Below are 26,803 nucleotides of genomic sequence, written 5' to 3'. Positions count from 1 at the left end.
CCGTTTGGGGATGGATGGTGGGGCGGGAGTGGTGGCCGCAACGCTGCCGACGGCGCCGAGGTCAGGTGGCGACGGTGCGGCGGCGGTACTCGCTGGCGGCGTAGACGAGCAGCGCCGCGACGATCAGTCCGCCGACCAGCTGGGCCCAGTCGATGGTGCCGAGGAATTGCGGGATCATGGCCGCGGCGTTGAACGGGGCATCGGCGAAAATCTCGCGCTCGAGGTGCAGGTTGTCGGCGCCGATTTTCAACCGCTCGCCCAGGTAGTGGAGGAAGTAACCCGCGCGCGGGCCGCGGTCCTCGAGGATGAGGTTCTCGGCCAGTCCGATCACCCCCGGGATGAGGAAGGCAAGCGGGATCGACCAGCGGCGGAACACAGTGGAGAGCGCGCCGACCCAGGCGAAGAACGGGGCGTACCAAAGCAGCGCCACTGCCAGGCAGACGAGCGCGAAGAGGGCAATCTGGAAGCCGGAGGAGAGAAACTCCACGATGCCCGGAACGCCGAGACGCGGCAACATCATCGCCGTGATCATGGTGACGATGTAAATCAAGACGCCGGTGATCAGATAGGCAGCAAAGATCAGCGCCGGGAAGATGGTCATGCCGGCCAGGGATTTCGACGCCAGCATCTTGAAATCGGTCACCGGCATCGACTTCCAGAACAGCATGGCATTGTTCCGCCGATCGGCGCTGAAGGCGTTGGCGTAGTAGAAGAACAGCGCCGCCAGCAGGTACATGCTCCAGAGCGCGGCCACCGCGAGGAAGCCGAATTCGAAGAACTTGAGCGCCGAGGGAACGCCGATCTCGTGATGCATCTGGAAGCGGTTCGAGGCGATGCCGAACACCAGCACCAGCGTCATGAGGCCGAGGATCACGCCGGGAGCGTAGAGGAACGCCCCGCGATGTTCGAGATACTCGCGCTTGATAAGGGCAACGAGAGACTTCATTTGGCGGGACCGCGCTGCATGAGGGCGACGAACAGGTCGCTCAGTGTGGGAGTGGTGACCTCGCCGAACTGGGCGAGCTGCTCGCGATCGACGCCGTCGAACACCATGGCGGTCTGGCCGAAGCGGGTTTCGCTGTAGATCGGGCCGAGGGCCGAAGCCGCGGCGACCTGCTCGGGGCGGACCAGCACCTGGCTGAACTTGGAACTGACCGTTTCCATCTGCATGTGGAGGATGAGCTCGCCGTCACGGATGAACATGATGTCGGAGAGCATGAACTCGATCTCATCCACCTGGTGGGTGGTGATCAGCAGCGTGCGCTCCTCGGTCATGTAGTCCTCGAGCAGGCGCCGGTAGAAGCGCTTGCGGTAGGTGATGTCGAGGCCGAGCGTCGGCTCGTCCAGCACCAGCAGCTTGGCGTCGATCGCCATCACCACCGCGAGGTGAAGCTGGGCGATCATGCCCTTACTGAGGTTCTTGATCCGGGCGTCCATCTTGACGTCGGTGCCTTCGAGGAAGCCGCGGGCCTTCTGCTGATCGAAGTTGGGATGGATGTTGGTGAGCAGCGCGAACAGCTCGCGCACCCTCAGGAACCGCGGCAGGCTCGCGACATCGGAGATGAAGGCGACATTCTTCATCAGCGACGCGCGCTTCTGGTACGGATCCTCGCCGAGCACGCGCACCGTACCTTCATAGGAGGTCAAGCCGAGCAGCGCGTTCAGCGTGGTGGTCTTGCCGGCACCATTGTGGCCGACGAGGCCGTAGATGCGGCCGGCGGGGATGTCGAAATCGAGCCCGTGGAGGATCTCTGTGCGGCCGAAATGCTTCCTGAGGCCACGCGCCGAGACGATCGGAGCAGCTGTGGTTTGAGCCAGATCATTCATCTTTACCGCCTTGCTTCAACAATTCAGTGGGATCGAGGTCGAGGGCGGCGAGGCGCGCCATGACGCGCGGCCACTCCTCGGTCAGGAATTTCTGGCGCTCATGGGCGAGCAGTCGTTGGTGACCGCCTTCGGCCACGAACATGCCCATGCCGCGGCGCGACTCGACGACACCGATATCGACGAGCGACTGGTAGGCGCGGGTGACGGTCAACGGGTTGACCGACAGGTCGGCGGAGATCTGGCGCACCGAGGGGAGCGCCTCACCCTCCTTGGTGGTCTTGCTCAGGATCATGTCGGCAATCCTTTCGCCGATCTGCACGAAGATCGGCTGGCTGTCGTTGAACTGGCTCATGCGTGATGCCTTGGTAGTGTGCTAGTTATGTAGCACACCAGATCAGGCACGCAAGCGGAATCTTCAAGGAGCCGCTCCGGTCAAGCCCGGGAGATCATGGCGTTGTCGAGCGGGGACGGCTAAGTTCGACAGCGGCGCAGCGACAAGCTCTTGCGCGGCCGACGATTCTCCCGAGGGCGACGTGCATATCCTGATCACTGGCAGCGCCGGCTTCATCGGCTATCACCTCAGCAAGCGGCTGCTGGCGGCAGGTCATCGGGTGACCGGGTTCGATGCACTGACGCCCTATTACGACGTGCGGCTGAAGCAGCAGCGCCATGCCATGCTGGCGGAGCATGACCGGTTCCGCCCGATCGTCGGGCAGCTCGAGGACCCCGCGGCAATCGACACGGCGTTTGCCGAGGCGCCGGAAGTGGTGGTGCACCTCGCCGCCCAGGCGGGGGTGCGCTACAGCCTCGAGGCGCCCTTCAGCTACACCGACAGCAACGTGACCGGAACGCTCGCCGTTCTCGAGGCGGCGCGACGGACGGCGCCGAAACACCTGCTGATCGCCTCGTCGAGCTCGGTCTATGGCATGGCCGGCAAGCCGTCGGCGGAGCTCGACCTGACCGACCGGCCGGTGTCGCTCTACGCAGCGACCAAGAAGGCGACCGAGGCGATGAGTCACTCCTACGCCCACCTGTTCGGGGTGCCGACCACCTGCCTCAGGTTTTTCACCGTCTACGGTCCATGGGGCCGTCCGGATATGGCGTTGTTCAAGTTCGCCGAGGCGATCGCCGGAGACAGGCCGATCAGCATCTATGGCGAGGGCCGCATGCGGCGGGATTTCACCTATGTCGACGATGTGGTGGCGGCGATCGACCGGCTGATCGGGGTGGCGCCGGTGAGGGGCGCACCAGTGTCGGCCACCGACTCGCTGTCGCCGGTGGCGCCGTGGCGGGTAGTGAACATCGCCGGCGGGCGCCCGGTGGAACTGCTGCGCTTCGTCACCGCGATCGAGGCAGCGATGGGACGGACGGCGAAGAAGGAGCTGCTGCCGATGCAACCGGGGGACGTGACCGAAACGGCGGCGGACGTGACGCTGCTGCGGGCGCTGGTGGGCGAGGTGCCGACGACAGAGGTTGAGGACGGGGTGCGTGCGTTCTGCGACTGGTTCAGGGGGTGGCGGAAAGTACCTGACTGATTGAGACGGCCCCCTCCCGGCCTCCCCCACAAGGGGGAGGTGAAGAGTCGAGGCTCTGTCTCCGATCGTGCCAAGCACACAGACAGGGCACCTCCCCCTTCATGGGGGAGGATGGGAGGGGGCCGTCCGGTGCCGTGTTTTGCCTCTCGACCGAACGGAAAATCGCTTGGGTGCTAACGACTCGGTTCGGCTGACATGTTAGAGCCAAGTATTCGTTTCTGATCGGCACCCGCCGACCATCCTGCATTTCGGATTCCCAAATTGACGGCCACAGCTTCGGCATCGGCGACTTCCGTCGCCAGCAAGACCACGCTCTCGATCATCATCATGGTGTCGGTCTGCCACCTGATCAACGACACCATGCAATCGCTGCTGTCGGCGATCTATCCGATCCTCAAGCAGAGCTATGGTCTCGATTACGTGCAGATCGGGCTCCTGACGCTGACCTTCCAGTGCACGGCGTCGCTGCTGCAGCCGGCGATCGGCATGTATACAGACAAACGCCCCCTGCCCTTCTCGCTGCCGGTGGGCATGGCGTCGAGCCTCGTGGGGCTGCTGATCCTCGGTTTTGCGCAGAGCTATTGGCTGCTGCTAGTCGGTTCGGCTTTCGTGGGACTGGGCTCGGCGATCTTCCACCCCGAGAGCTCGCGCGTGGCGCGGCTGGCCTCCGGGGGCCGGCACGGCCTCGCCCAGTCGCTGTTCCAGGTGGGCGGCAATGTCGGCTCGGCCATCGGGCCGTTGCTGGCCGCCTTCATCGTCTTGCCGCGCGGGCAATCGAGCGTCGCCTGGTTCGCGGCAGGCTCGCTGGTCGGCATCTTCATCCTGACACGGGTGGGCATGTGGTACGCGGCGCACCGCAAGGCCAATGCCGGCAAGGCGCCGGCGAGCACGGCGCTGCTGTTCGACAAGCGCACGACCGCTATCGCCCTCACCGTGCTGACGGTGCTGACGCTGACCAAGAACGCCTATATGGCCGGGCTTTCGAGCTACTACACCTTCTTCCTGATCGACAAGTTCCAGGTCGGGGTGCAGGACGCGCAGCTCCTGCTGTTTGTCTATCTCGGCGCCTCGGCGGTCGGGGTGTTCCTCGGCGGGCCGATCGGCGACCGATTCGGCGCCAAGTTCGTGATCTGGTTCTCGATCCTCGGGGTGCTGCCGTTCACCCTGGCGCTGCCCTATGCCGATCTCACCTGGACGGTGATCCTCACCGTGCTGATCGGGCTGATCTTCTCGTCGGCGTTCTCGGCCATCGTGGTGTTCGCGCAGGAACTGCTGCCGGGCCGGGTCGGGATGATCGCCGGCATCTTCTTCGGCTTCGCCTTTGGCGCCGGCGGTATCGCCGCTGCAGCGCTCGGCGCCCTCGCCGACGTCACCGGCATCCAGTACGTGTTCTGGCTCTGCTCGTTCATGCCGCTGGCCGGGCTGCTGACGGTGTTCCTGCCCGAGATGCAGCACAAGGTGCGGTAGCGCTGACTGAAGCAGACGCCCCCTCCCGGCCTCCCCATAAAGGGGGAGGTGAAGAGTGGAGGCTCTGTCTTCGATCGTGCCAAATGAACCGGCGGGGCACCTCCCCCTTTATGGGGGAGGAGGGGAGGGGGCCGTCTCTATCAGTCAGATTTGCAGCAACGCCACCGGTTTCTGCAGCTTGAACACCGTACCGGTGGCGCTCAACGTGCCGTCAGCGGCGACGTCGAAGACCACCAAATCTTCGCTTTCCTGGTTGGCGACGATCAGATGCTTGTCGAGCAGCAGGAAGAAGCGCGGCCAGTTGCCGCCGCAGTCGATGTTCTGCTTCAGACTGATGCGGCCGTCGGCGGCAATCGCGAAGGCAGTGATCGAGTTGTGGCCGCGGTTGCTGACATAGAGCACCGTGCCGGCGGCGTTGATCTGGATGTGGGCGCCGGTGGACTCGCCCTTGAAGTCGGCGGGAAGCGCCGAGAGCGTATTGAGTTCGGTGAGCTTGCCGCCGGGCTCGCGGGCGAGAGCGGTGACCGTCTCGGCATATTCGGTGAACAGATAGGCAAACTTGCCGTTGGGGTGGAACGCCAGGTGACGCGGGCCGGCGCCCTTGGGGGTGGAGAACGCCGTCTCCGGACCGCCCACGAAATTGCCGGCCTCGTAGCGGACGCTGCGCACCTCGTCGTGGCCGAGATCGACGGTGTAGAGCCGGTCGGCCTCGGGCGACCACTGGGTCCAGTGCGCGTGCCCCTTGTCGTGGGCGTGGGCGCTGCGCAGCACGGTCGGGTCGGCTTTCAGCGCACCGGTCGCGGCATCGATCGAGAACACCGGCGTCGAGTCGTCGCCGTAGTTGGCGACGGCAAGCTTGGTGCCTTTGGGGCTGATGCGGAGGTAGCAGGGGTATTTCGCACCGGTCGACTGGTAGCCGAGCGGGGTGACGCTGCTGTTGTCGGTGGCGAGGCTGAAGGCTCCGGCCTGCTCGGCCATCTCGTTGGTGACGTAGACGGTGCGGGTGGCCGGCGCGAAGGCGATCCACGAAACGTCCGGGGTGCCGGGATAGCTGCGGACCAGCTCGATGGCGCCGGTGGCCGGATCGAAGCTCAACAGCTTCAGGCCTTCGCCGTTCGGGCCGGTATAGGAGCCGGACAGCAGGTTGAGCTTGGGCATACGCAGTTCCTCCTCGGTAAGTCGGGCGGAAGTGTTAGGGGAGTCACGGGATTATGGCTAGTGCGGAGCGCTTGGCGCCCCTCACCCTAACCCTCTCCCCAAAGGGGCGAGGGGACGCGAGTTGAACCGCCGGTGCCACATCGCCCCCTCGCCCCTTTGGGGAGAGGGCCGGGGTGAGGGGCGCCAAGCGACGGATGCGTCAGCGCGCCCGATCCCACCCGTCGCGCATCAGCTTGAAACCCTTCTCGTAGACCTCCGCCTCACTCCCGAACAGCGGGCGCCAGATTTTGGTGGCGGCGGCGAGGTCGGGGAGCGCCGAGCCGAAGGCTTCGATGGTCATCCACCCATCGTACCCGGCCTGTTTCAGGGCGTTGAACACCGACTGGAAGTCGATGTGCCCGGCGCCGGGAACACCACGGTTGTTCTCGGAAATGTGGACGTGGTTGATCTGGTTGATGGTCGCCGGGATTACCGCGGTGATCGAGTTCTCTTCGATGTTGAAGTGGAAGGTATCGTAGAGATAGCCGTAGTTCGGCTCGTCGACGGCCTTGACCAGTTCGGCGGCCTGGGCAGCCGAATTGAGGAAGTAGCACTCGAAGCGATTGAGCGGCTCGACCGAGAGGGCAACGCCCTGCCTCGCGGCATATTGCGCCGCCTGTTTGTGGATGTCGCGGACCCGCGCCTTCTCGTCGGCGGTGGCGCCGCGACCGGTGAACTCGCCGAGCGGCTGGTGAAACGGGCCCGCGGCGAGCGTGCCGCCCAGCGCGGCAGTGCAATCGGTCAACCACTGCAGGTGGCTGAGGGCGCCGGCGCGCTCGCTCAGCTCGGGGGAGACGGCGGACTTGCCGCCGCCAGGCATGACGCCGATGCCGGTCGCGCCGAGTCCGATGTCGCGCAGCCGGCGACCGAGCTTCTCATAGTGGTCGGGCCTGCCCTCGAACATCGGCACCTCGACGCCGTCATAGCCGGTGGCTTTCAGCCGCTCGATGATGGGCCAATGTTCGTCGGTGACGTGGGTGGTCCAGAGGAGGAGGTTGAAGCCGAGTTTCATGGTGTTCTCGCTATTGTGGGGAAGGCCCCCTCACCCGGCCCTTCGGGCCGACCCCTCCCCCAAGGGAGAGGTGCCGTTGTGGCGCGATCGTGCCCATCCACCACCTCTCCCTTGGGGGGAGAGGTCGCCGCGCAGCGGCGGGTGAGGGGGCCTTTTTGCTCCGCCCTTAGAGGTTCACCCAACTCCCCGATTTACCCGAGCTGATGATGGCGTCGCAGAGCCTGTTGGTCGCCAGCGCATCCCTGAAGGTCGGGGCGGCCGGCTTGCCGGTCTTCAGCCCCTCGAGGAAATCGGCGGCGGTGTGGGTGAAGCTGTGCTCGAAGCCAATGATGAGGCCGGGCACCCACCATTTGCCGAGATACGGGTGGTCGCCGTCGGTGACGAGGATGTTGGTCCAGCCGCGCAGCCGCCCCTCGGTCGAATGATCGAACCACTGCACCCGGTTCATATCGTGCAGGTCCCAGGCCAGCGAGCCCTTCTCGCCGTTGATCTCGAGCGTATAGGCCGCCTTGTGGCCGCGGGCGTAACGGGTGGATTCGAAGGTGCCGAGCGCGCCGTTGGCGAAGCGGGTCAGCACGGCCGCCGCATCGTCGATACCGACGCTCTGCTTCTTGCCGGTGTCGGCGTGGGTGCGCTCCTTGACGAAAGTCTCGGTCATGGCAGTGAGCGAGGAAATGTCGCCATTGATCCACAGCGCGCTATCGAGGCAATGGGCCAGCAGGTCACCGGTGACGCCGGAGCCCGCCGCGTCGACGTCGAGGCGCCAGGTGCCCTGCCCGCCTTGCGGCACGTCGGGCGAAATGGTCCAATCCTGGAGGAACTTGGCGCGATAGTGGAAGATGCGACCGAGCTTGCCCTCCTCGACCAGTTGCTTGATCAGGGTGACGGCGGGCACGCGGCGGTAATTGTACCAGACGAGGTTGGGGACGCCCGCCTTCTCTACCGCATCGACCATCGGCTGGCCCTCGGCGGCAGTACGCGCCAGCGGCTTTTCGGTGAGCACCATCTTGCCGGCCTTGGCGGCGGCAATAGCGATCTCGGCGTGGAGGTCGTTGGGCACGCAGATGTCGATGGCGTCGATGTCGCGCCGCTCGATCAGAGCGCGCCAGTCGTGCTCGACGCTCTCGTAGCCCCACTGCTCGGCGAAGCGGCGCACCTTGCTGTCGTTGCGCGCCGCCACTGCCTTCAGCACCGGATGGTAGCCGGTATCGAAGAAATGGCCGACGGAGGCCCAGGCATGCGAGTGACAGCGAGCCATGAAGCCGTAGCCGACCATGCCGATATTGAGTTGTTTGGTCATTGGAGTGTTCCTTGGAGTACGACAGTCGCCCCACCCACGGATGTCATCCCAGCGAAAGCTGGGACCCATCTCGCGGTCAGCGCCTGCGGTGAGTTGGGTCCCAGCTTTCGCTGGGATGACACCGAGTGGAGGAGAGGAAAGTGGCCACCATGCTGCCTATTCCCGCCACCCATGGGCGTCGCGGACCTTGAGCATGGCGCCCAGAATCTTGTTCCAGGTTTCCTGCTGCTCCATGACAGCGTTGGGGAACATGCAGCCGTCCCAGCAGATGTGGCGCATCTTCTTGGTCAGTTCGCCCTTGTCGTCGCGCAGCCAATAGCCGGCGTGCTTGACCACATCGAGCCGGCCGTTGGGATCGTCGATCTGGCAGTGGCGGCCGGTTTTCTCGTGATCCCCGGACCCAAAGGTGGTGCCGTCATTCTGGGCGACATGGAAATCCAGCGTCCAGGGCCGAAGCGCATCGGCAACCTTGTGGTAGGCCGCATCGAGCGCCGCCTTGTCGCTCCACTCGAAGTCCTTGGCGAGGATGCGGTCCTTCTCGGCATTGGCGCCGAGGACGAACAGCATGGAATGCGCCATGTCGGCCTGGTAGCCGACGATACCGGGCATGTTGACCAGCTCGAGCAGTTTGACGTTCTCGCGCCACGAATGCATGCCGCCCCAGCAGATCTCGCCCTCGGCGACGATGTACTCGCCATAGTGCTGGGCGATGCGGCCGGCTTCGCGGAAGGTGTCGGCGATCTTCCTGGTATTGCCAACGGGGTCCTTGTCCCAGGCTTCGACGCCAGTGGAGCTGTCGACGCGCACGCCGCCGGTGGGGCGGATGCCGAGCTCGCGCATCTGCTGGCCGATCTTGCAGGCCTTCTCGACCTGGGTGAGGAAGCGCTTGACGTCGTCGGCGTCGCCCATGGCCGAGCCGCCGCCGGCGCCGCCCCAGATCGGAGCGACGAACGAGCCGACCTTGAGACCGAAGCTCGCGATGTGATCGGCCATCCGCTTCACATCGTCCTTCGAGGAATCAATGGAGATATGCGGATCGGCGAGCCACAGGTCGACGCCATCGAACTTCTGCCCATCGACCTCGGCATTGGCAGTGAGCTGCAAGAGCGTATCGAGGGGGATGATCGGCTCGGCGCCGGGAGCGCCCTTGCCGACCACGCCGGGCCAGGTGGCGTTGTGGAGCTTTGGATAGTTGTTGGATGCCATGGTCCCCCTCCCCTGGGGATTACTACTTGGTCAAATTCTCGACGCGGCGCCGGTGCGGGTTGACCCCCACCCCTGTCCCCTCCCCCTGAACAGGGGGAGGGAGACGATGGTCTCGATATCGGTGTGGGGGTCTCCCTCCCCATTCTTAGGGGGAGGGGACAGGGGTGGGGGTCGGTTCGCACCAGCGCCTGAAGTCATCACGCCGCCTGGCCCCGGAGGTTCAGGCCGGTTCTGGCGTCGAACAACATCACCTTGTCGGGATTCCAGCTGAAGCGCACGGCCTCTTCGACCTTGACCTCGACCCGGGCCGGGACGGCGGCGCGCATCAGGTTGTCGCCGACGCGCAGGGTGACGATCTTTTCGATGCCGTGGTTCTCGACGTCGTGGATGCGGGCCTCGTTCGGCGCACCGGCGGCGACCTCGACGTCCTCAGGCCGGATGCCGAAGGTGACCGGACCTTCCACCGCGGCACTGCGTCGGATCGGCATTTCGAAGGCCTGCGCCACGCTCGCCACGTCGCCGGCCAGGCTGCCGGGCAGCAGGTTGATCGCGGGCGAGCCGACGAAACTCGCGACGAACGTGTCGCGCGGGTTGGTATAGACCTCGCGTGGGGTACCGACCTGGACGATCCTGCCCTTGTTGAGCACGGCGATGCGGTCTCCCATGGTCATCGCCTCGACCTGATCGTGGGTGACGAAAATGAAGGTGGCACCGAGCCGCATCTGCAGATCCTTGAGCTCGGAGCGGAGCGACTCGCGGAGCTTCGCATCGAGCGCCGAGAGCGGCTCGTCCATCAGGAAGACCTGCGGCTCCCTCACGATGGCGCGGCCGATCGAGACCCGCTGCATCTCGCCGCCACTGAGCCGATCGGTCTTGCGATCGAGCAGATGGGTGATGCGCAGGGTTTTCGACGCATAGTCGATGCGTTTGCCGATATCGGCCTCGCTCATCCTGCGGATACGCGAGCGCAGCGGGAAGGCGAGATTGTCGCGCACCGTGAGGCGCGGATAGAGCGAATATTGCTGCAGCACCAACGCCACGTCGCGCTCGGCCGGTCCCCAGTCGTTGACGTTGACCTGGTTGATGTGGATGGCGCCTGCGGTGGGCTTTTCGAGCCCGGCGATCATCCGGAGTGTCGTGGTCTTGCCGGCGCCGGTCGGCCCGAGCAGCACGAAGAACTCGCCATCGGCGACGTCGAGGTCGAGCTGGTCGACGGCAATGTGCGGGCCGAAAGACTTGCTGATGTTTTCGAGACGGATGCGGGCCATGTCAGTTGCCTAGCCGGATGCCGAGCGAGGCGCCCGAGCGGGTATCGAAGAAATGCGCCTGGGCGGGATCGATGCGGGCGAACACCGTGGCCCCGGGTTTATCGACATAGCCGGAGGTGGTGCGGGCCCTGAGGGTCTTTTCGCCGAACTTCAGGTCGATGATGTCGAAGCCGCCGAACGGCTGGATGATATGGGCCTCGGCCGGCCGGTAGCCCGGCTTGCTGTCACGACTGACGATGACGCCTTCCGGCCGGACGCCGAGCGAGAGATCGGCCGACGCCTGCTTCTGTTGCAGCATGCCCAGCAGTTCGCGCGGCAGGTCGAAGCTTGCGTCATCGAGGGCGATGCGGGCGTTGCCGTCGGCTTCGGTGATCCTGGTAGCGGCAATGTTCATCACCGGCGAGCCGATGAACTGGGCGACGAACAGGTTGGCCGGGTAGAGATAAACCTCGGTGGGGGTGCCGACCTGCTGCAGCACGCCATCGTTCATCACCACGATGCGGTCGGCCAGCGACATGGCTTCGACCTGGTCGTGGGTGACGTAGATCGAGGTGGAGCCGTTCTCGAAATGCAGGCGCTTCAGTTCGATGCGCATGGTTTCGCGCAGCTTGGCATCGAGCGAGCCGATCGGCTCGTCGAGCAGCAGCGCCTTGGGGCGGCGCACCAGCGCCCGGCCGATGGCGACGCGCTGCATGTCGCCGCCGGAGAGCGCCGAGGGCCGGGCATTGAGCAGATGCAGGATGCCGAGCGACTTGCCGACCGACCGCACGGTCTGGTCGACGACATCCTTGGCGGTGCCGACGGCGCGCAGCGGGAAGGCGAGGTTCTCGTAGACGGTGAAATGCGGGTAGAGCGCGTAATTCTGGAACACAAAGGCAATGTCGCGATCGGCGGCGCGCAGGCCCTGGATCGGCTTGCCGTCGAGGAGGATATCGCCCGAGTCGATTTCCTCGAGGCCGGCAATGGCGCGCAGCGTCGTGGTCTTGCCGCAGCCGGAGGGGCCGAGGAAGACCACGAATTCCTTGTCCTTCACCGTCAGGTTCACGTCCTTGATGACGTGGACGAGGCCGAAATGCTTGTCGATATGCCTGAGCTCGATCTCAGCCATGGGTGCCCCCATGCACAGGGGCGGAGGGCCCGGTTTCGTCCTCGTCGATCACCTTCTTTTCCGGCGCCGGGATGTGCACGGCGACGTTGAAGCCGATCAGCCCGATCAGCATGATGGTCACCGAGTACTGGTGCAGCACCTCGATCCACGGCTGGCACAGGAAGACAATGCCGAGGATCATCAGGGTCATCGAGCCGGGCTCGAGGAACTTCTGGTTGAAGACGCGCAGGTTCATTTGCGGATCGCTCCGAAGCTCATGCCGCGCAGCAAGTGGTTGCGCAGCAGGAAGGTGAAGATGGCGACCGGCAGCAGGAACAGGAACGTGCCGGCGGCGATCACCGTCCAGTCGGGGAGGCCAGAGCCAATCTGGCTGGGGATGAAGGGCGGCGCGGTCTGGGCGCGGCGATTGGTGAGGATCAGCGCGAAGGCGTACTCGTTCCACGCGGTGATGAAGCAGAACACCGCGGTCGCGGCGATGCCGGTGGCGGCCTCGGGCAGGACGATCCTGAAGAAGGCCTGCATGCGGGTGTAGCCGTCCACCAGCGCCGCTTCCTCGTATTCCCGCGGGATCTCGTCGATGAAGCCCTTCATCAGCCACACCGCGAACGACACGTTGAAGGCGGTGTAGAGGATGATGAGCCCGATATGGCTGTCGGTCAGGCCCGCCGCCCGGTACATCAGGAACATCGGGATGGCGACGACGATCGGCGGCAGCATGCGGGTCGAGAGGATGAAGAATAAGAGGTCCGCCTCGCCCTTCACCTTGAACCGGCTGAAGCCGTAGGCGGTAATGGTGCCCATCGACACCGCCAGCAGGGTCGAGGTGATGGCGACGATCAGCGAGTTCATGAAGCGGTCGGGATAGCCCGAGAGCTGCACTTCTCCCTTGCCGGTGCGCGAGATGCGCTCGCCGCCGTCGAAGATGATCTGCTCCCACCAGGGGGCGTTCTCCCGGTCCACCTGCTCGTTCGGCTTCAGCTGCACGCGCTTGGTGAAGAGTTTCACGAAGGGCGACACTTCCGGCTCGAACAGGATGGTCGGCGGCGCCGTGGTCGCGAGGTTGCGCGGTTTGAAGGCGGTCGAGCCGATCCAGTAGATCGGGGTCAGGAAGATGATGGTGATGACGATGATGGCGGCGATGGCAACACGATTGCCGAGCTTCTGGCCGCGGGATGAAACGACGGCCATTTAGTGGTGCCCTCCGTTGATCTGGTGGCTGTGGACCCCCACCCCTGTCCCCTCCCCCTCAACAGGGGGAGGGAGACCCTCGCTTCCAAGCCAGTGTTCTGGTCTCCCTCCCCCTACTTCAGGGGGAGGGGGCAGGGGTGGGGGTCCCCACGAGCCGGCGTCAGTGGTTGCGCGACGAAGAGCCACCATCACCGCTCCTTCGCCTTGTTCAGGTACTTAACGTAGACGTTGGTGATGCAGAGCACCATGATCAGCACGATGTAGGCGAGCGCGCAGGACTTGCCGGTCTGCCACTCCTGGAACGCCATCTTGTAGAGCCGGATCGACACCACTTCGGTGGTCGGCTGGCCCGACATGACGAAGGCGAGGTCAAAGGTCTTGAACGCCTCCATGGTGCGGAAAATGATGGCGATCAGCAGGATCGGGGCGACCAGCGGCAGGGTGATGCGGAAGAAGGTATAGAGCCGGCTGGCGCGGTCGATCGAGGCGGCCTCGTAGAGGTGCTTGGGCACAGCCGAGAGGCCGGCCAGCGACAGCAGCATCACAAAGGGCGACCACATCCAGATATCGGTCAGCGCCACGGCATAGAGCGCGAAATCCGGGTTCGCCAGCCACTCGAACTTGCCCAGCCCGAGGGCGAAGTTGATGATGCCGAAATTGGGATCGTAGAGCAGTTTCCAGAACAGCCCGACCACCGCCATCGACAGCATCATCGGCAACAGCAGCAGCGTGGTCACCAGCCCCTTTAGCGGGAAGGAACGGTTGAGCAGCAGCGCCAGGCCGAAGCCGACGACCACCTGTCCGGCCACCGAGACGATGACGTAGTGCGCGGTGATGGTGAAGTTGCGCCAGATGAACGGATCCGACAGCAGATCCATGTAGTTCTTCAGGCCCACGAAGTTCGCCGGATCCTTGGTCGAGGCGCGGAAATCGGTGAACGAGAAGCCCAGCGAATAGATCAGCGGGAAGACGTTGAAGACGATGAGGAACAGCACCGTCGGGATGACGAAGACGTTCCGGATGGTGATGTCGCTCCAGCCACGCGCGGCGGCGCGCGATTGCGGATCGAGGCTGGTGATCATGTTGTTCAAGATAGGCGTTCCCCTGGTGCCGAAAGTGGAAGGGCGGCAGGCGCGGTGTCTGCCGCCGCCCCCTCCACCAGCTTCGCTGGTCCCCCTCCCCCGCCCAGCGGGGGAGGATTACCCGACTGCAGGACGTGGAATCAGCCGCCGCGGCCGTACTTGGCGAAGGTCGCCTTCCAGTCGGCGGCGAGCGCGTCGAGGGTCTCCTGCGAGGTCCCTTCCCCACCGACCACCGCCGGATAGATGCGCTGGTTCAGCTGGGTCAGGAGTTCCGCGTATTCCGGCACGGCCCAGAAGTCCTTCACCTTGAACATGGTCTGGTAGAAGGCCTCGTTATACGGGGTCGCCTTGCGGAAGGCCTCGCTCTCCAGCACCTTGGCCGAGCAGGTGTAGCCGCCCAGATCGGCCCACTTCTGCTGCACGTCGTCCTGGATGAACCACTTGAGGAACTTCATCGCCTCTTCCTTGTTCTGGGAATAGGAGACGACGGAAATGCCCTGCCCGCCGAGCGCGGCATACTGGTCGCCATCGGGCCCCGCCGGGTTGGCGAAGAAGCCGGTGACCTTGGCGTTCGGGTTCGACGCCTCGTTGATCAAAGCCGGGAAGAAGGCGAAGTAGTTCATGCTCATCGCCGCGAGATTTTCGGTGATGGCCTGGTTGTCTTCAACGAAGAAGGTCTTGGCCCAGCCCGGAGGCGTGAAGCTGTAGAGCTTCTTGTAGGCATCGAGCGCCGCGACCGCCTTGGGCGAGTTGATGATGCCCTCGACCTTGTAGGTCGCCATGTCGCCCAGTTCGCCGCCATAGGAGAACAGGGCGTTCTCGAAGCCCATGGCCATGGCGTCGTAGGAGTTGTCGGTGTAGATCGCCACGCCGTATTTCGGCGGGGTGGCATCGGGCCGATAGAAGAACTCGGCGATGTCCATCAGCTGCTGCCAGGTCGCCGGCGGCGCCAGGTCGTAGCCGTATTTGGCCTTGAAGTTGGCCATCTCTGTCGGATCCTCGAACCAGTCCTTGCGATAGGACCAGCCGACGGCGTCACCCTCCGCCGGGATCGACCAGTACTTGCCGGAGTTGCCGGGGTACTCGGAGTAGAACTTGACCGTGGCCGGGGCCATCTTGTCGAGGACGCCGTTCTCCTTCACGAAGTCGGTGAGATCCACATAGTGGCCGGCCTCCGAGGCGGCGCCGAGCCACTGGCTGTCGCCGACGATCAGATCGTAGGCAGAGCCCTGGGCGTTGAACTCGGTGAAGGCCTTGGTCTGGAAGTCCGACCACGGCGTGGTTTCCACGGTGACCTTCACGCCGGTCTCGGCTTCGTACTGATTGACCAGTTCCTGCAGATAGTTGGCCGGATCCCACTCGGCCCAGAAGATCGTCAGTTCCTGCGCCAGCACGGATGTGCTCGACGCAAGCATCAGGCCCAAACCGGCCAGCATGCCCTTGGTAGCAGTGCGCATTATGGTCCTCCCTCTAGCGCTTCCGACGGCCGGCAGATGCGGCACCGGCCGAAGCCCCTCCTCCTTGCCGGGGGCCTAGACAGCAGCGAACCGGACAAAAGCTCTCCCAAGCTTCGACGACCGGCCGTTCTCACGCGACGTCTCAGGTGATTGTCCCTCGACAGCCCGGCATCATGGCAGTTGCCTCTCCCAAGGCCACGGCACACGCTCCGGCTTGGCGCCCCTCAGCGCCCGTCGCACTTCGTCCCGTCGCGGGTGGAAAAGTCTCCCAACTTCTCCAGATCCGCCTCCGATCTCTCCCTCTGATCGACGTGCGTCAGCCTTACAATTTCAACGTTTTGCCGGCGTCGTCAAGCTAACATGCTAGCATTTTTGAAAGTCGTGACCGACATGCAGGAAATAGTTTCCCAACTTTGCTCAGGCCGCCGACTCCGCCACCGCCGCACGAACTAGGGCGGAGGCCGCCCAGCCCGCCACTTCTGTAGTCTCCTCGAACTCAAGCCCCCACAAGTCCTTGAGAACAATAAGAACTTCCAGGCCGTAGACCAGCGACAGCGCCTTGGCCAGGCGCTGAAACTTGGCTTCCGGCAATTTATTCTTGAGTGGCGCTATCGCCATTTGCAGCAGATCGACGCGGTGACCGCGCTTGAACGGCGGCTCGGCCCCGAGCGTGCCGGCGCGGCGCTGCGCCCATTGCTCGAGCGACAGCTTGAGCGCCGCCTTGAAGGTCGCCTCGAATTCGGCGACGCGCGGCATGGTGAGCGAGAGCAGATCGAGGACGCGGGTCTCGGGATCGTCGCTGGCGCTCTGCCAGTTGAGGATCGGCCCCAGCCCCTCGTCGACCACGGCGTGCACCAAGGCGGCCTGGCTCGGGAAGTACCGGTAGGCAGTGGCGCGTGACACCCCCGCGGCTTCGGCGACATCGCTGACCGAGGGGGTCTGGCCCTGCTGCATCAAGGCGATGGCGGTTTCGAGCATCAGTTTGCGAGTTCGCGCACGAGCTCCCTTGGGCTCGGAAACCTGCTGCTCTTGAGCTTGTGAGACGTCCATGTCGAAATGATACGCACATCTCAAAATGCTTTGCAATGGCCGCAAGGCTCTGCCATGACATGGCGGAGAGAGCACCGACGGGGTTCCCGAACGGTGTCGGGAGGGGTGCGATGAAGCGCATCTATGTGGTCGGCACCGCCGACACCAAGGGCGAGGATCTGGCCTTCCTCGCCGAGCGAATCCGGGCGCTGGGCGCCGACCCGCTGCTGGTGGACGTGGGCATCCGCGCCCCGACCATTCCGCCCGAGGTCGGCGCCGCCGAGGTGGCGAAGTTCGGCCCGCCGGGTTTGCTCGAAGCCGAGGACCGCGGCACGGCGGTGGCGGGCATGGCCGACGCCTTTGCGCAGTTCGTCATAACGCGTGATGATATCGCCGGAATGGTTGGCATCGGCGGTGGCGGCGGCACCTCGATCGTCACTGCCGGCATGCGGAAACTGCCGATCGGACTGCCCAAGGTGATGGTCTCGACGCTCGCTTCGGGCGATGTCGGGCCCTATGTCGGGGTGAGCGACATCGTGATGATGCCGTCGGTGACCGACCTCGCCGGGCTCAACCGGATATCACGTGTTATCCTCTCGAACGCCGCCCTCGCGGTGGTGGCCATGAGCGCCAACCCCACGATGGTGGAGCCGGCGACCAAGCTGGCGGTGGGGCTCACCATGTTCGGGGTGACGACGCCGGCAGTGACGCAGATCGTCGACCTGTTGACCGGGGCGGTCGAACCGTTGGTCTTCCACGCCACCGGCACGGGCGGCAAGACCATGGAAATGTTGGTCGATTCCGGACTGGTCGGCGCGCTGATCGACGTCACCACCACCGAGGTCTGCGACTACCTGCTGGGCGGCGTGCTGCCGGCCGGGCCCGAGCGGCTCGACTGCCTGTCGCGACGGCCGGTGCCGTATGTCGGCTCGGTCGGGGCTTGCGACATGGTCAATTTCTGGGCGCCGGAAACGGTGCCGCCGCACTATGCCGGCCGGCTGCTGCACGCGCACAATGCCAATGTCACGTTGATGCGGACGACGGCGGACGAGTGCCGGGCGATCGGCGAATGGATCGGCGGCAAACTCAACGCCGCCACCGGACCAATCCGCTTCCTGTTGCCGCTACGCGGCGTGTCGGCCCTCGACATCGAGGGGGGCGTGTTCCGCGACGCGGAGGCCGATGCCGAGTTGTTCGACGCCATCGAGCGGACCGTACAGTGGAACGGCGAGAGACAGCTGATCCGGCTCGACTGCCACATCAACGATCCCGGCTTTGCCGAGGCGGCGGTGCGCGCCTTTCACGAAATCACCTCATAACACCTTCCAGGGAGACAGCATGGCTGCCATCGCGCGCGCCGAAATCTTGAGGAAATTCCACGACATGGTGGCCCGGGGCCAGCCGATCGTGGGCGGCGGGGCCGGCACCGGCATTTCGGCCAAGGCCGAAGAAGCCGGGGGCATCGACCTGATCATCATCTACAATTCCGGCCGCTACCGCATGGCGGGGCGCGGCTCGGCGGCGGGGCTGCTCGCCTATGGCAACGCCAACGAGATCGTCAAGGAGATGGCGCGCGAGGTGCTGCCGGTGGTGAAGCGCACCCCGGTGCTGGCCGGGGTGAACGGCACCGATCCGTTCGTGCTGATGCCGCAGTTCCTCGCCGAGCTCAAAGCCATGGGCTTCTCAGGTGTGCAGAACTTCCCGACCATGGGGCTGTTCGACGGGGTGATGCGGGTGAGCTTCGAGGAGACCGGCATGGGCTATGGGCTCGAAGTCGAGATGATCGCCGAGGCGCACAAGCTCGACCTCCTGACCACGCCCTATGTGTTCAACCCCGACGAAGCGGTGGCGATGACGCGGGCGGGTGCCGACATCATCGTTGCGCATATGGGCGTGACCACCGGCGGCGCCATCGGCGCAACGGCGGCCAAATCGCTGGAACAATGCGCGACCGAGATCGAAGCCATTGCCGCGGCGGCGCGACGGACACGGGATGACGTGATCGTCCTCTGCCATGGCGGACCGATCTCGATGCCCGATGATGCGAAGTTCATTCTCGACCGGGTGCAGGGCTGCCACGGCTTCTACGGCGCGAGCTCGATGGAGCGGCTGCCGGTGGAGGTGGCGATCAAGTCCCAGGTCGAGGGGTTCAAGGGGCTCAAGACCGGAGCCTGATCGGTGCCGCGAAAGCTCCGCCACACTGGATGTCATCCCAGCGAAAGCTGGGACCTATCTATTGGCTGGCGCGGGCTGTGAAATGGGTCCCAGCTTTCGCTGGGATGACACCGTGGCTGGGGAAGGCTCCGTGGCTAGATTGCTGGTTTGAGGGAGAAAACAATGACCGAGAACAATTTCGTCTATCCGCGCGACGTCAGCGCGTTCGGTTTCGATTGGGGCAAGCTGGCGCTGACCGTGGCGCCAGAGGTGAACGGCGCCAAGCGGTTCTCGGGCGGTGTGGTGGACCTGCCGCCCGGCCAGGGACACAGCCGGCATAACCATCCGGGCGCCGAAGAGATCATATTCGTGATCTCGGGCGAGGGTGAGCAGATGGTCGAAACGCCCGAGGGCGTGCCGGTGGTGCAGAAGGTGGGGCCGGGCTGCACGGTGTTCGTACCCGAGGATCGATTCCATTCGACGCTGAATACCGGAAGCCAGCCAATGCAGCTGTTCGTGGTCTATTCGCCGGCCGGACCGGAGCTCGGCTTGCGCGAGCTGCCGGATTTCCGGCTCCTCCCCAAAGCAGAGTGAGCTTACGTTTCCACTTCCAAGTAACAACGCCACGCTTTACCCTGAGGCAGGGCGCGGTGACTCCGCCTAGGAAGCGGAAATGGAACAAGTCTTGTCGCGCCGCCTGGCGGCGGTCCTTTGTGCGGACGTAGCGGGATACAGCGCCCTGATCGGCGCTGACGAATCCGGCACCGTCGCTGCGCTGAAGGGACACCAGACGGCAGTGCTGCAATTGCTGCAGCGCCATGGCGGGCGCGTGGTGGATCTCGCCGGAGATGGCATCGTCGCCGAGTTCTCCAGCACCGTCTCGGCGGTCGAGGCCGCCGTCGCCATGCAGGCGCTGATGGAACAGCGCAATGCCGGGGTACCGGTAGGCAAGCGCATGATCTTCCGTATCGGCGTCAATCAGGGCGACGTGGTGCATGACGACGCCCATATCTACGGCGACGGCATCAACATCGCGGCGCGGTTGCAACAGATCGCCGAACCCGGCGGCGTCTATGTCTCGAGCAAGGTGTTCGAGGAAGTGCGCGACCGGATGAAAGACGGCTTCCGCGACCTGGGCGAGCGGGTGCTGAAGAACATCGCACGCCCAGTGCGGGTGTTCGAGGTGGTGACCGGCACGGCGCGCAGCACCCGGCCACCGGAGTTCGGGCCGGTGACGCCGCGCAAGCCGTCCGTGGCGGTGCTGCCGTTCGACAATATGGGCGGCGACAGCGAGCAGGAGTATTTCGCCGACGGGGTGGTCGAGGACATCATCACGGCGCTGAGCCGGTTCCGCGATTTCGCGGTGGTCGCCCGCAATTCGAGCTTCGTCTACAAGGGGCGCGCCGTCGATGTGCGCCAGGTCGGACGTGAGCTTGGCGTCCGCTATGTGCTCGAAGGCAGCGTGCGGCGGTCGCGCGACCGGCTGCGGATCACCGCGCAGCTGGTGGACGCGATGACCGGCGCGCACCTGTGGGCCGACAAGTTCGACGGCAAGCTCGACGACGTGTTCGAGTTCCAGGACCAGATCACCCTCAGGGTCGCCTCGGTGGCGGAGCCGACCATCCGGTGGGCCGAGATCGAGCGCTCGCGCCGCGAGCGGCCGGACAGCGTCGAGGCCTACGATCTCTACCTGCGCGCCCTGCCGATGCACCTGTCGCAGACGCGCGCTGCCAATGCCGAGGCGATCACGCTGCTGCTGAAGGCGATCGAGCTCGAGCCGAACAACCCCACTTTCCTCGTCTATGCCGGCAATGCCATGCTGCACCGCTCGACCATGGGCTGGGCCGCGCCCGGCACCGACGACACGGCACTCGGCATCGAGCTGGTGGAGCGGGCGCTGGCCAATGCGCGAGACGATGCCGTAGTGCTGTCGCTGAGCTCGATGATGCTCATCCACAACCTCAGGGACTACGACCGCGGGCTGGTGCTGACGCAGCGGGCGGTGGAGAGCAACCCGAACAATCTGACGGTGATGATCTTTGCCGGCATCACGCACCTGCACCTGGGCAATGTCGACGATGCGATCGCCTTCAGCGAGCACGCCATCCGGCTCAGCCCGAGCCTAGACGGGGCGCACTGGCCGCTGACCGCGATCTCGCATGCACAGATGATCAAGGGCAGGTACGAGGACGCCCTGGTATGGGCTAAGCGCTCGGTCTCGGCCAATCCGAGCTATGTGTGCACCTACTGGATGCTGGTGGCCGCCAACGCCCATCTGGGGCGGCTGGACGAGGCGCAGCGGCACTTGGCGACGCTCATGCGGCTGTCCCCCGGCGTGACCATCGCGCAGGTCTGGGCGGCGCAACCACAAAAGGACCCCTCGCGGGTCGCGGCGATCCTCGATGGGCTGCGACTGGCGGGCGTCGCCGAGGCCTGACTTACCCCATACGGTCACAATAGGTTCATACGGAACGGGCACCCCTCGCCGCGAGCTATCCATGGGTGCCCCGATGAACGATCACGCGACCAAGACGCCGGCCGAACTCGAGCGGATCAAGCAGGCGATCGCCGACGATTTCGACGAAGAGCTGGAAATGCAGATGGAGGACGACCGGCTCGACGAGCTGGTCGCCGAGGGCATGTCCGGCCCAGCGGAAGAAACGCTCGACCGCAAGGTGTATTTCCGCGAGCTGTTCCGGCTGCAGCATGAGCTGGTGAAGCTGCAGGACTGGGTGGCCTACAAGAAGCTGAAGATGCTGGTGATCTTCGAAGGTCGCGATTCCGCCGGCAAGGGCGGCGCGATCAAGCGGGTGACGCAGCGGCTCAACCCGCGCACCTGCCGCGTGGTGGCGCTGCCGGCCCCGACCAACAAGGAACAGGGTCAGTGGTACTTCCAGCGCTATGTACCGCACCTGCCGTCGGCCGGTGAAATGGTGCTGTTCGACCGCTCCTGGTACAACCGCGCCGGCGTCGAGCGGGTGATGGGCTTCTGCACTCCCGAGCAGCTGGAAGAATTCTTCGAGACCGTGCCGGACTTCGAGCGCATGCTGGTCCGCTCGGGCATCATCCTCGTCAAGTACTGGTTCTCGATCACCGACGAGGAACAGGAATTCCGCTTCAGGATGCGCATCCACGACCCGCTGAAGCAGTGGAAGCTCAGCCCCATGGACCTCGAAAGCCGGGTGCACTGGGAAGACTATACCCGCGCCAAGGAGGAGATGTTCGACCGCACCCATACGGACGAAGCGCCATGGTGGGTGGTGCAGGCGGTGGACAAGAAGCGGGCGCGACTGAACATGATCTCCCACCTGCTGAGCCAGGTGGCATACGAGGATGTGCCCAAGCAGGAGGTGGAACTGCCGGCCCGCGTGCGCCACGCCGACTATGTGCGGCACGCGGTCAAGCCGGAACTCTACGTGCCGGAGGTCTATTGAGGGCTAGCCTGGTGGGGGCGGCGCGCACCGGCGCCTCGCTGTGGTCCTGCCGAACTGCCATGAGTTTCATCTGAGGCGTGCATGAGGGGCGGACACACTAGGCGGCGGTGCGCTTGGCGCCCCTCACCCCGACCCTCCCAAAGGGGCGAGGGGGCGTTGTGGCACCGCTGGCGCTAAGTGCGTCCCCTCGCCCCTTTGGGGAGAGGGCTAGGGTGAGGGGCAGCCAAGCACTCGATTCCCGACATGTCGAATCCCCCAAACCCAGCTCGACCATCTCTCGTGACAACCACAGGAGACGGAAATGGATTGGACACGGATGGGAGTGCAATGGACCGGTGAGGAGTCGATGGAACGCCTGGCGGCCAGGCGGGCCTGGCTGCTCGGGGTCGGAACCGAGATCGAGCGCGGCGACTGCGAGTTACGGCATCTGGCTGCCTTGAAGCAGGCGGACGCTCGGCGTATGCCTCTCGTTCCTGTTTTTGCGAAGGTTTTCCAATGGCTCAGGGCAATAACCCGATCGATCCGGTCAAACTCGACAAGCTCGCCCAGGTGGCGATCAAAGTGGGGCTCCAGCTCCAGCCCGGGCAGGATCTCGTCCTGACCGCGCCGATGGCGGCATTGCCGCTGGTGCGCAAGATCACCGAGCATGCCTACAAGGCCGGCGCCGGCATCGTGCAGCCGATCTTCTCGGACGAGGAGATTACGCTCAATCGCTATCGCTATGCCGCCGATGCCAGCTTCGACAAGGCACCCGGCTGGCTGTTCGAGGGTATGGCCCGGGCATTCGGCAACAATGCCGCACGCCTCGCCATCTCGGGCGACAACCCGATGATGCTGGCCGGCGAAGACCCGACCAAAGTGGCGCGCGCCAACCGCGCCACCTCGATGGCCTATAAGCCGGCGCTGGAGAAGATCACCGGCTTCGACATTAACTGGAACATCGTCTCGTATCCCAACGCGGCCTGGGCGAGGCTGGTGTTTCCCGACGATGCCGAGGAGGTGGCGGTCAGGAAGCTGGCCGATGCGATCTTTGCGGCGAGCCGGGTGGACGTCGACGATCCGATCGGCGCCTGGACGGCGCACAATGCCAAGCTCAAGGAGCGCTGGACCTGGCTCAACGGCCAGCGCTTCGCCTCGCTTCATTATCGCGGCCCGGGCACGGACCTCACCATCGGGCTCGCCGACGAGCATCGCTGGAAGGGCGGCGCTTCCGAGGCCAAGAACGGCATTACCTGCAACCCGAACATTCCCACCGAGGAGGTGTTCACCACACCGCACAGCCAGCGCGTCGAGGGCTATGTCCGTTCGACCAAGCCACTCAGCCACAACGGCACGCTGATCGCCGATATCGAGGTGAAGTTCGAGGGCGGGCGGATCGTCGAGGCCAAGGCATCGAGGGGCGAAGCGGTGCTGCAGAAGGTGCTCGACACCGACGAGGGCTCGCGCCGGCTGGGCGAGGTGGCGCTGGTGCCGCACTCGTCGCCGATCTCGAAGAGCGGCGTGCTGTTCTACAACACGCTGTTCGACGAAAATGCCGCGAGCCACATTGCGCTGGGCCAGTGTTACGCCGACTGCTTCATCAACGGCACCAAGATGAGCGCCGACGAAATTGCGGCCCGCGGCGGCAACAAGAGCCTGATCCACATCGACTGGATGATCGGCTCGGACAAGATCGACATCGACGGCATCACGGCCGACGGGAGCAAAGTACCGGTGATGCGACAGGGCGAGTGGGCCTAGCTCGTTACATCGTGTTGGTACAACGTCGACGCTCTGGTTGCTCCCGCCGGTGCGCGAAGCTGCAGGAAGTCAACAACGTCTGCCTTCAGGTGAGCTGAGCGGTTCTGCGAAAGCCCTTGTTCAGCTTGCCTTAACCACGGGTGCGATTGTCGGGCGGCGGCGAATATTCGCCGCCGCCGCTGTTGCTGCGATTAATCTTTTGGCGCGTTTCACCTGTGTAGCATGCAGGCGAGGCTGAGGATCGCATGGGCAACACTGGCACTGGCTCGATCGGCATGACGCCGCGCCGCGGCGCCGCGGCTGCAGCCGAGACGCTGCGGCAGATCACCAATGCGACCGGCATCTCGGTGTGGACGTGGAACGCCGCCACCGACCGGGTCCACCCATCGCACAACGCCGTTCGCGGCGCAGCGCCGGAGGGGGCGCCGCTCGCCGCGATGCTGGCGCGGCTTCACACCGCGGACCGCGCGCGGGTCCGGCGGCACCTGAAGGCAGCGGCGCGGAGCGGCAAATCCGGTGCATTCCGTTTCCGCAGTGCACCGGAAGGCGAGATCGTCCGGCAATACAATGCCACGCATTTTCCGCTTGGTCCGGACGAAGTGCAGGTCATCGTCGAGGACGTGACCCGCACCACCGCGGCCGAGCAGGCGCTGCGCGAAAGCGAAGACCACTACCGCACGGCGGTCGATCTCAACCCCGAGGTGTTGTGGCTCGCCGATCCGGACGGCAGCATCATCGAATTCGGCCCGCGCTGGCTGGAGATGGTGGAGCTCAATCGCGAGCAGACGCTGGGCCAGGGTTGGGCCAACGCGCTCCACCCCGACGATCTGGCGCCGACGATCGCCGAATGGACCCGTTCGCTGCAGTCGGGCGCCCCGCTCGACGTCACTTATCGCGTCAGGCTGAGGACGGGCGACTATCGCTGGATGCGGGCGCGTGCCCAGGCACGGCGCGACAAGCTGGGCCGGATCGTGCGCTGGTACGGCACGCTCGAGGACATTCACGATCGAAGGGTCGCCGAAGCGGCGCTGCGCGAAAGCGAAGCGTTCGCCCGCTCCATCCTCGAAGCAAGCACCATGGCGATCGAGGTGCTGGATGTGGCGGGCCACCTGATCTTCATGAACGGACCGGGCATCCGGATCATGGAGGTTGACGACTTTGAGGCGATCAAGGGCCTGCCGTTCGACGCGTTCTGGCCCGAAGACGAGCGCCCGGCGATCCGGACGGCGATTGCCGCCGCGCAACGGGGGGAGACCGTCCGGCTGACGGTGTTCGGCCCCACCGCCAAGGGCCTGCCCCGCTGGTGGGACCTCAGCCTGTCGCCGATCCGCGACGGCGACGGCGAAGTGGCACGCTTGCTGGCGCTGTCGCGTGACGTCACCGAGGCCAAGCAGAACGAAGCCGAAGTGGCGGCTGGGGCCAGGCGGCTCGACTACCTGGCGCGGCACGATGCGCTCACGGGCCTTCCCAACCGCATGCATTTCCAGGAGAGCATGGACGCCGCGCTGCTGGGGCTCGATCCGCTCAGGCCGCTGGCCGTGCTGTCGATCGACCTCGACGATTTCAAGCTGGTGAACGATACGCTGGGGCACCTGGCCGGCGATGCGCTGCTGCGCCAGGTGGCCGGCCGGCTCAACGGCTGCATCACCGCGCGCGATCTGCTGGCCCGGCTCGGCGGCGACGAATTCGCGCTGCTGGTGCCGGTAACCGAGCCGCAGGAGGCGGCCGAGACGGCGCAGGCGATCCTTGCGGCGCTGACCGAGCCGTTCGAGATCGAGGGCGAGACGGTGAGTATCGGCGCCAGTATCGGCATCGCCATGGCGCCGCGCGACGGGGCGAGTGCGGAAAGCCTGCTGCAATATGCCGACGTGGCACTCTATCGGGTGAAAGGCGAAAAGGGCCGCGATTTCCGCTTCTTCGAGCCGGCGATGGACCAGGCGCTGCGCGAGCGGCGCGAGATGAAGCGGGAGCTGTCGCTGGCGCTGGGGCGCGGCGAACTCTCGGTGGTCTATCAACCGCAGATCGACATCGCCAGCAACCGGCTGACCGGGTTCGAGGCGTTGCTGCGCTGGGACAGCGCGACGCATGGGTCGGTGCCGCCGATGGTCTTCATCCCGCTGGCCGAGGAAAGCGGGTTGATCGAGACGATCGGCGCGTTCGTGCTGCAGCAGGCCTGTGCGGCCGCCGCAGGATGGCCCGAAGCGCTGTCGCTGGCGGTGAACCTGTCGCCGGCACAGTTCCGGCATCGCGCCGTGGTCCGCACCGTCACCGACGCGCTGGAACGGACCGGCCTCGCGCCGCACCGGCTGGAGCTCGAAATCACCGAGTCGGTGCTGTTCGACGAAAACGTGGAAGCACTGGCCGCGCTGCAACAGTTGCATCAGCTCGGCATCCGGGTGGCGCTCGACGATTTTGGTACCGGCTATTCATCCCTGAGCTACCTGCGCCGCTTTGCCTTCGACAAGATCAAGATCGACCGTTCGTTCGTTTCCGATCTGCCGGGCGCCGAGGACTCGGCGGCGATCGTCAGGGCAATCATCGGGCTCGGACGCTCCTTGAAGACGCGAGTGACCGCCGAGGGCGTCGAGACCTGGGAGCAGTTGCTCATGCTGCGGGCGGAGGGCTGCAACGAAGCGCAAGGTTATCTGTTCAGCCGCCCGCTGCCTCAGGCCGAGGCGCAGGCTTTTGCGGAGGCCGGCCCGCTGGCGCGGCCGCAGGCCGACGGCAGCCGGCAACGGCACGCCTGATCCTCACCATTACTTAACGCGGGCTCGGATAGCGTTTTCAGCACCGTCCACT

Annotated in this window: 23 protein-coding genes; 9 read left to right on the top strand and 14 right to left on the bottom strand. The window is 65.1% G+C overall.

Features of this window, described 5'->3' with window-relative positions:
* Positions 1-61: 61 nt before the first annotated feature.
* The 3 genes from APS40_RS25350 to APS40_RS15705 are packed head-to-tail and all read right to left on the bottom strand — an operon-like array spanning position 62 to position 2,179.
* A complete protein-coding gene (locus tag APS40_RS25350) occupies positions 62-946 on the bottom strand; it encodes a hypothetical protein (RefSeq protein WP_055047950.1) in 885 nt (294 codons plus the stop codon).
* Positions 943-1,827, bottom strand: coding sequence for an ABC transporter ATP-binding protein (locus APS40_RS15710; RefSeq protein WP_055047949.1), 885 nt, complete (start codon positions 1,825-1,827; stop codon positions 943-945). Before APS40_RS15710 ends, APS40_RS25350 begins: the two co-directional genes overlap by 4 nt.
* Entirely contained in the window at positions 1,820-2,179 is a 360-nt protein-coding gene (locus APS40_RS15705) for a GntR family transcriptional regulator (RefSeq protein ID WP_055047948.1), read from the bottom strand. Before APS40_RS15705 ends, APS40_RS15710 begins: the two co-directional genes overlap by 8 nt.
* Positions 2,180-2,360: 181 nt before the next feature.
* Here APS40_RS15705 and APS40_RS15700 point away from each other — a divergent pair, with 181 nt between their 5' ends.
* Both APS40_RS15700 and APS40_RS15695 read left to right on the top strand, forming a co-directional pair.
* The gene (locus tag APS40_RS15700; RefSeq protein WP_055047947.1) at positions 2,361-3,362 is read left to right on the top strand and encodes an NAD-dependent epimerase/dehydratase family protein; all 1,002 of its coding nucleotides are present in this window, start codon (positions 2,361-2,363) and stop codon (positions 3,360-3,362) included.
* Between the two features lie 261 nt (positions 3,363-3,623).
* Positions 3,624-4,829, top strand: a complete 1,206-nt coding sequence (locus APS40_RS15695) for an MFS transporter (protein ID WP_055047946.1) — start codon at positions 3,624-3,626, stop codon at positions 4,827-4,829.
* 144 nt (positions 4,830-4,973) lie between these two features.
* Here APS40_RS15695 and APS40_RS15690 read toward each other — a convergent pair whose 3' ends face one another.
* The 11 genes from APS40_RS15690 to APS40_RS15640 all read right to left on the bottom strand — a co-directional run bounded on the left by APS40_RS15690 (position 4,974) and on the right by APS40_RS15640 (position 16,697).
* Positions 4,974-5,987, bottom strand: a complete 1,014-nt coding sequence (locus APS40_RS15690; RefSeq protein ID WP_055047945.1) for a lactonase family protein — start codon at positions 5,985-5,987, stop codon at positions 4,974-4,976.
* A 199-nt stretch (positions 5,988-6,186) separates the two neighbouring features.
* Positions 6,187-7,038 (bottom strand): sugar phosphate isomerase/epimerase family protein, encoded by an 852-nt coding sequence (locus APS40_RS15685; protein WP_055047944.1) that lies wholly within the window; start codon positions 7,036-7,038, stop codon positions 6,187-6,189.
* Positions 7,039-7,204: 166 nt separating this feature from the next.
* Positions 7,205-8,338, bottom strand: a complete 1,134-nt coding sequence (locus tag APS40_RS15680) for a Gfo/Idh/MocA family protein (protein WP_055047943.1) — start codon at positions 8,336-8,338, stop codon at positions 7,205-7,207.
* Between the two features lie 156 nt (positions 8,339-8,494).
* Positions 8,495-9,544, bottom strand: coding sequence for a TIM barrel protein (locus tag APS40_RS15675; RefSeq protein WP_055047942.1), 1,050 nt, complete (start codon positions 9,542-9,544; stop codon positions 8,495-8,497).
* 197 nt (positions 9,545-9,741) lie between these two features.
* Positions 9,742-10,812 (bottom strand): ABC transporter ATP-binding protein, encoded by a 1,071-nt coding sequence (locus tag APS40_RS15670; protein ID WP_055047941.1) that lies wholly within the window; start codon positions 10,810-10,812, stop codon positions 9,742-9,744.
* A 1-nt stretch (position 10,813) separates the two neighbouring features.
* Positions 10,814-11,920 (bottom strand): ABC transporter ATP-binding protein, encoded by a 1,107-nt coding sequence (locus tag APS40_RS15665; RefSeq protein WP_055047940.1) that lies wholly within the window; start codon positions 11,918-11,920, stop codon positions 10,814-10,816.
* Positions 11,913-12,155 (bottom strand): hypothetical protein, encoded by a 243-nt coding sequence (locus APS40_RS15660; protein ID WP_055047939.1) that lies wholly within the window; start codon positions 12,153-12,155, stop codon positions 11,913-11,915. The genes APS40_RS15665 and APS40_RS15660 overlap by 8 nt, the downstream gene beginning before the upstream one ends.
* Positions 12,152-13,108: a carbohydrate ABC transporter permease gene (locus tag APS40_RS15655; RefSeq protein WP_055047938.1), complete on the bottom strand. Its 957-nt coding sequence runs from the start codon at positions 13,106-13,108 to the stop codon at positions 12,152-12,154. The genes APS40_RS15660 and APS40_RS15655 overlap by 4 nt, the downstream gene beginning before the upstream one ends.
* Positions 13,109-13,296: 188 nt before the next feature.
* A complete protein-coding gene (locus tag APS40_RS15650) occupies positions 13,297-14,202 on the bottom strand; it encodes a carbohydrate ABC transporter permease (RefSeq protein WP_156342954.1) in 906 nt (301 codons plus the stop codon).
* 128 nt (positions 14,203-14,330) lie between these two features.
* Entirely contained in the window at positions 14,331-15,647 is a 1,317-nt protein-coding gene (locus APS40_RS15645; protein ID WP_055047937.1) for an ABC transporter substrate-binding protein, read from the bottom strand.
* Between the two features lie 417 nt (positions 15,648-16,064).
* The gene (locus APS40_RS15640) at positions 16,065-16,697 is read right to left on the bottom strand and encodes a TetR/AcrR family transcriptional regulator (RefSeq protein WP_055047936.1); all 633 of its coding nucleotides are present in this window, start codon (positions 16,695-16,697) and stop codon (positions 16,065-16,067) included.
* 110 nt (positions 16,698-16,807) lie between these two features.
* Here APS40_RS15640 and APS40_RS15635 point away from each other — a divergent pair, with 110 nt between their 5' ends.
* From APS40_RS15635 to APS40_RS15605, 7 genes are all read left to right on the top strand, one after another.
* Positions 16,808-17,995 carry a Tm-1-like ATP-binding domain-containing protein gene (locus APS40_RS15635; RefSeq protein WP_055047935.1) on the top strand — a complete coding sequence of 396 codons (1,188 nt, stop codon included), beginning with the start codon at positions 16,808-16,810 and terminating at the stop codon, positions 17,993-17,995.
* A 19-nt stretch (positions 17,996-18,014) separates the two neighbouring features.
* A complete protein-coding gene (locus APS40_RS15630; RefSeq protein WP_055047934.1) occupies positions 18,015-18,851 on the top strand; it encodes a phosphoenolpyruvate hydrolase family protein in 837 nt (278 codons plus the stop codon).
* 162 nt (positions 18,852-19,013) lie between these two features.
* Entirely contained in the window at positions 19,014-19,424 is a 411-nt protein-coding gene (locus tag APS40_RS15625) for a cupin domain-containing protein (RefSeq protein WP_055047933.1), read from the top strand.
* 79 nt (positions 19,425-19,503) lie between these two features.
* A complete protein-coding gene (locus APS40_RS15620; protein ID WP_055047932.1) occupies positions 19,504-21,267 on the top strand; it encodes an adenylate/guanylate cyclase domain-containing protein in 1,764 nt (587 codons plus the stop codon).
* 73 nt (positions 21,268-21,340) lie between these two features.
* On the top strand, positions 21,341-22,264 hold the full coding sequence (ppk2, locus tag APS40_RS15615) for a polyphosphate kinase 2 (RefSeq protein ID WP_055049688.1): 924 nt from the start codon (positions 21,341-21,343) through the stop codon (positions 22,262-22,264).
* A 495-nt stretch (positions 22,265-22,759) separates the two neighbouring features.
* Positions 22,760-24,004: an aminopeptidase gene (locus APS40_RS15610; protein ID WP_055047931.1), complete on the top strand. Its 1,245-nt coding sequence runs from the start codon at positions 22,760-22,762 to the stop codon at positions 24,002-24,004.
* A 245-nt stretch (positions 24,005-24,249) separates the two neighbouring features.
* Positions 24,250-26,751 (top strand): sensor domain-containing protein, encoded by a 2,502-nt coding sequence (locus APS40_RS15605; RefSeq protein WP_055047930.1) that lies wholly within the window; start codon positions 24,250-24,252, stop codon positions 26,749-26,751.
* Positions 26,752-26,803: the final 52 nt, after the last annotated feature.

This window comes from Devosia sp. A16 (assembly GCF_001402915.1).
GTDB lineage: Bacteria > Pseudomonadota > Alphaproteobacteria > Rhizobiales > Devosiaceae > Devosia_A.
Note: the sequence above shows the minus strand (reverse complement) of the source record. Positions and strands in the feature narration are given on the sequence as shown.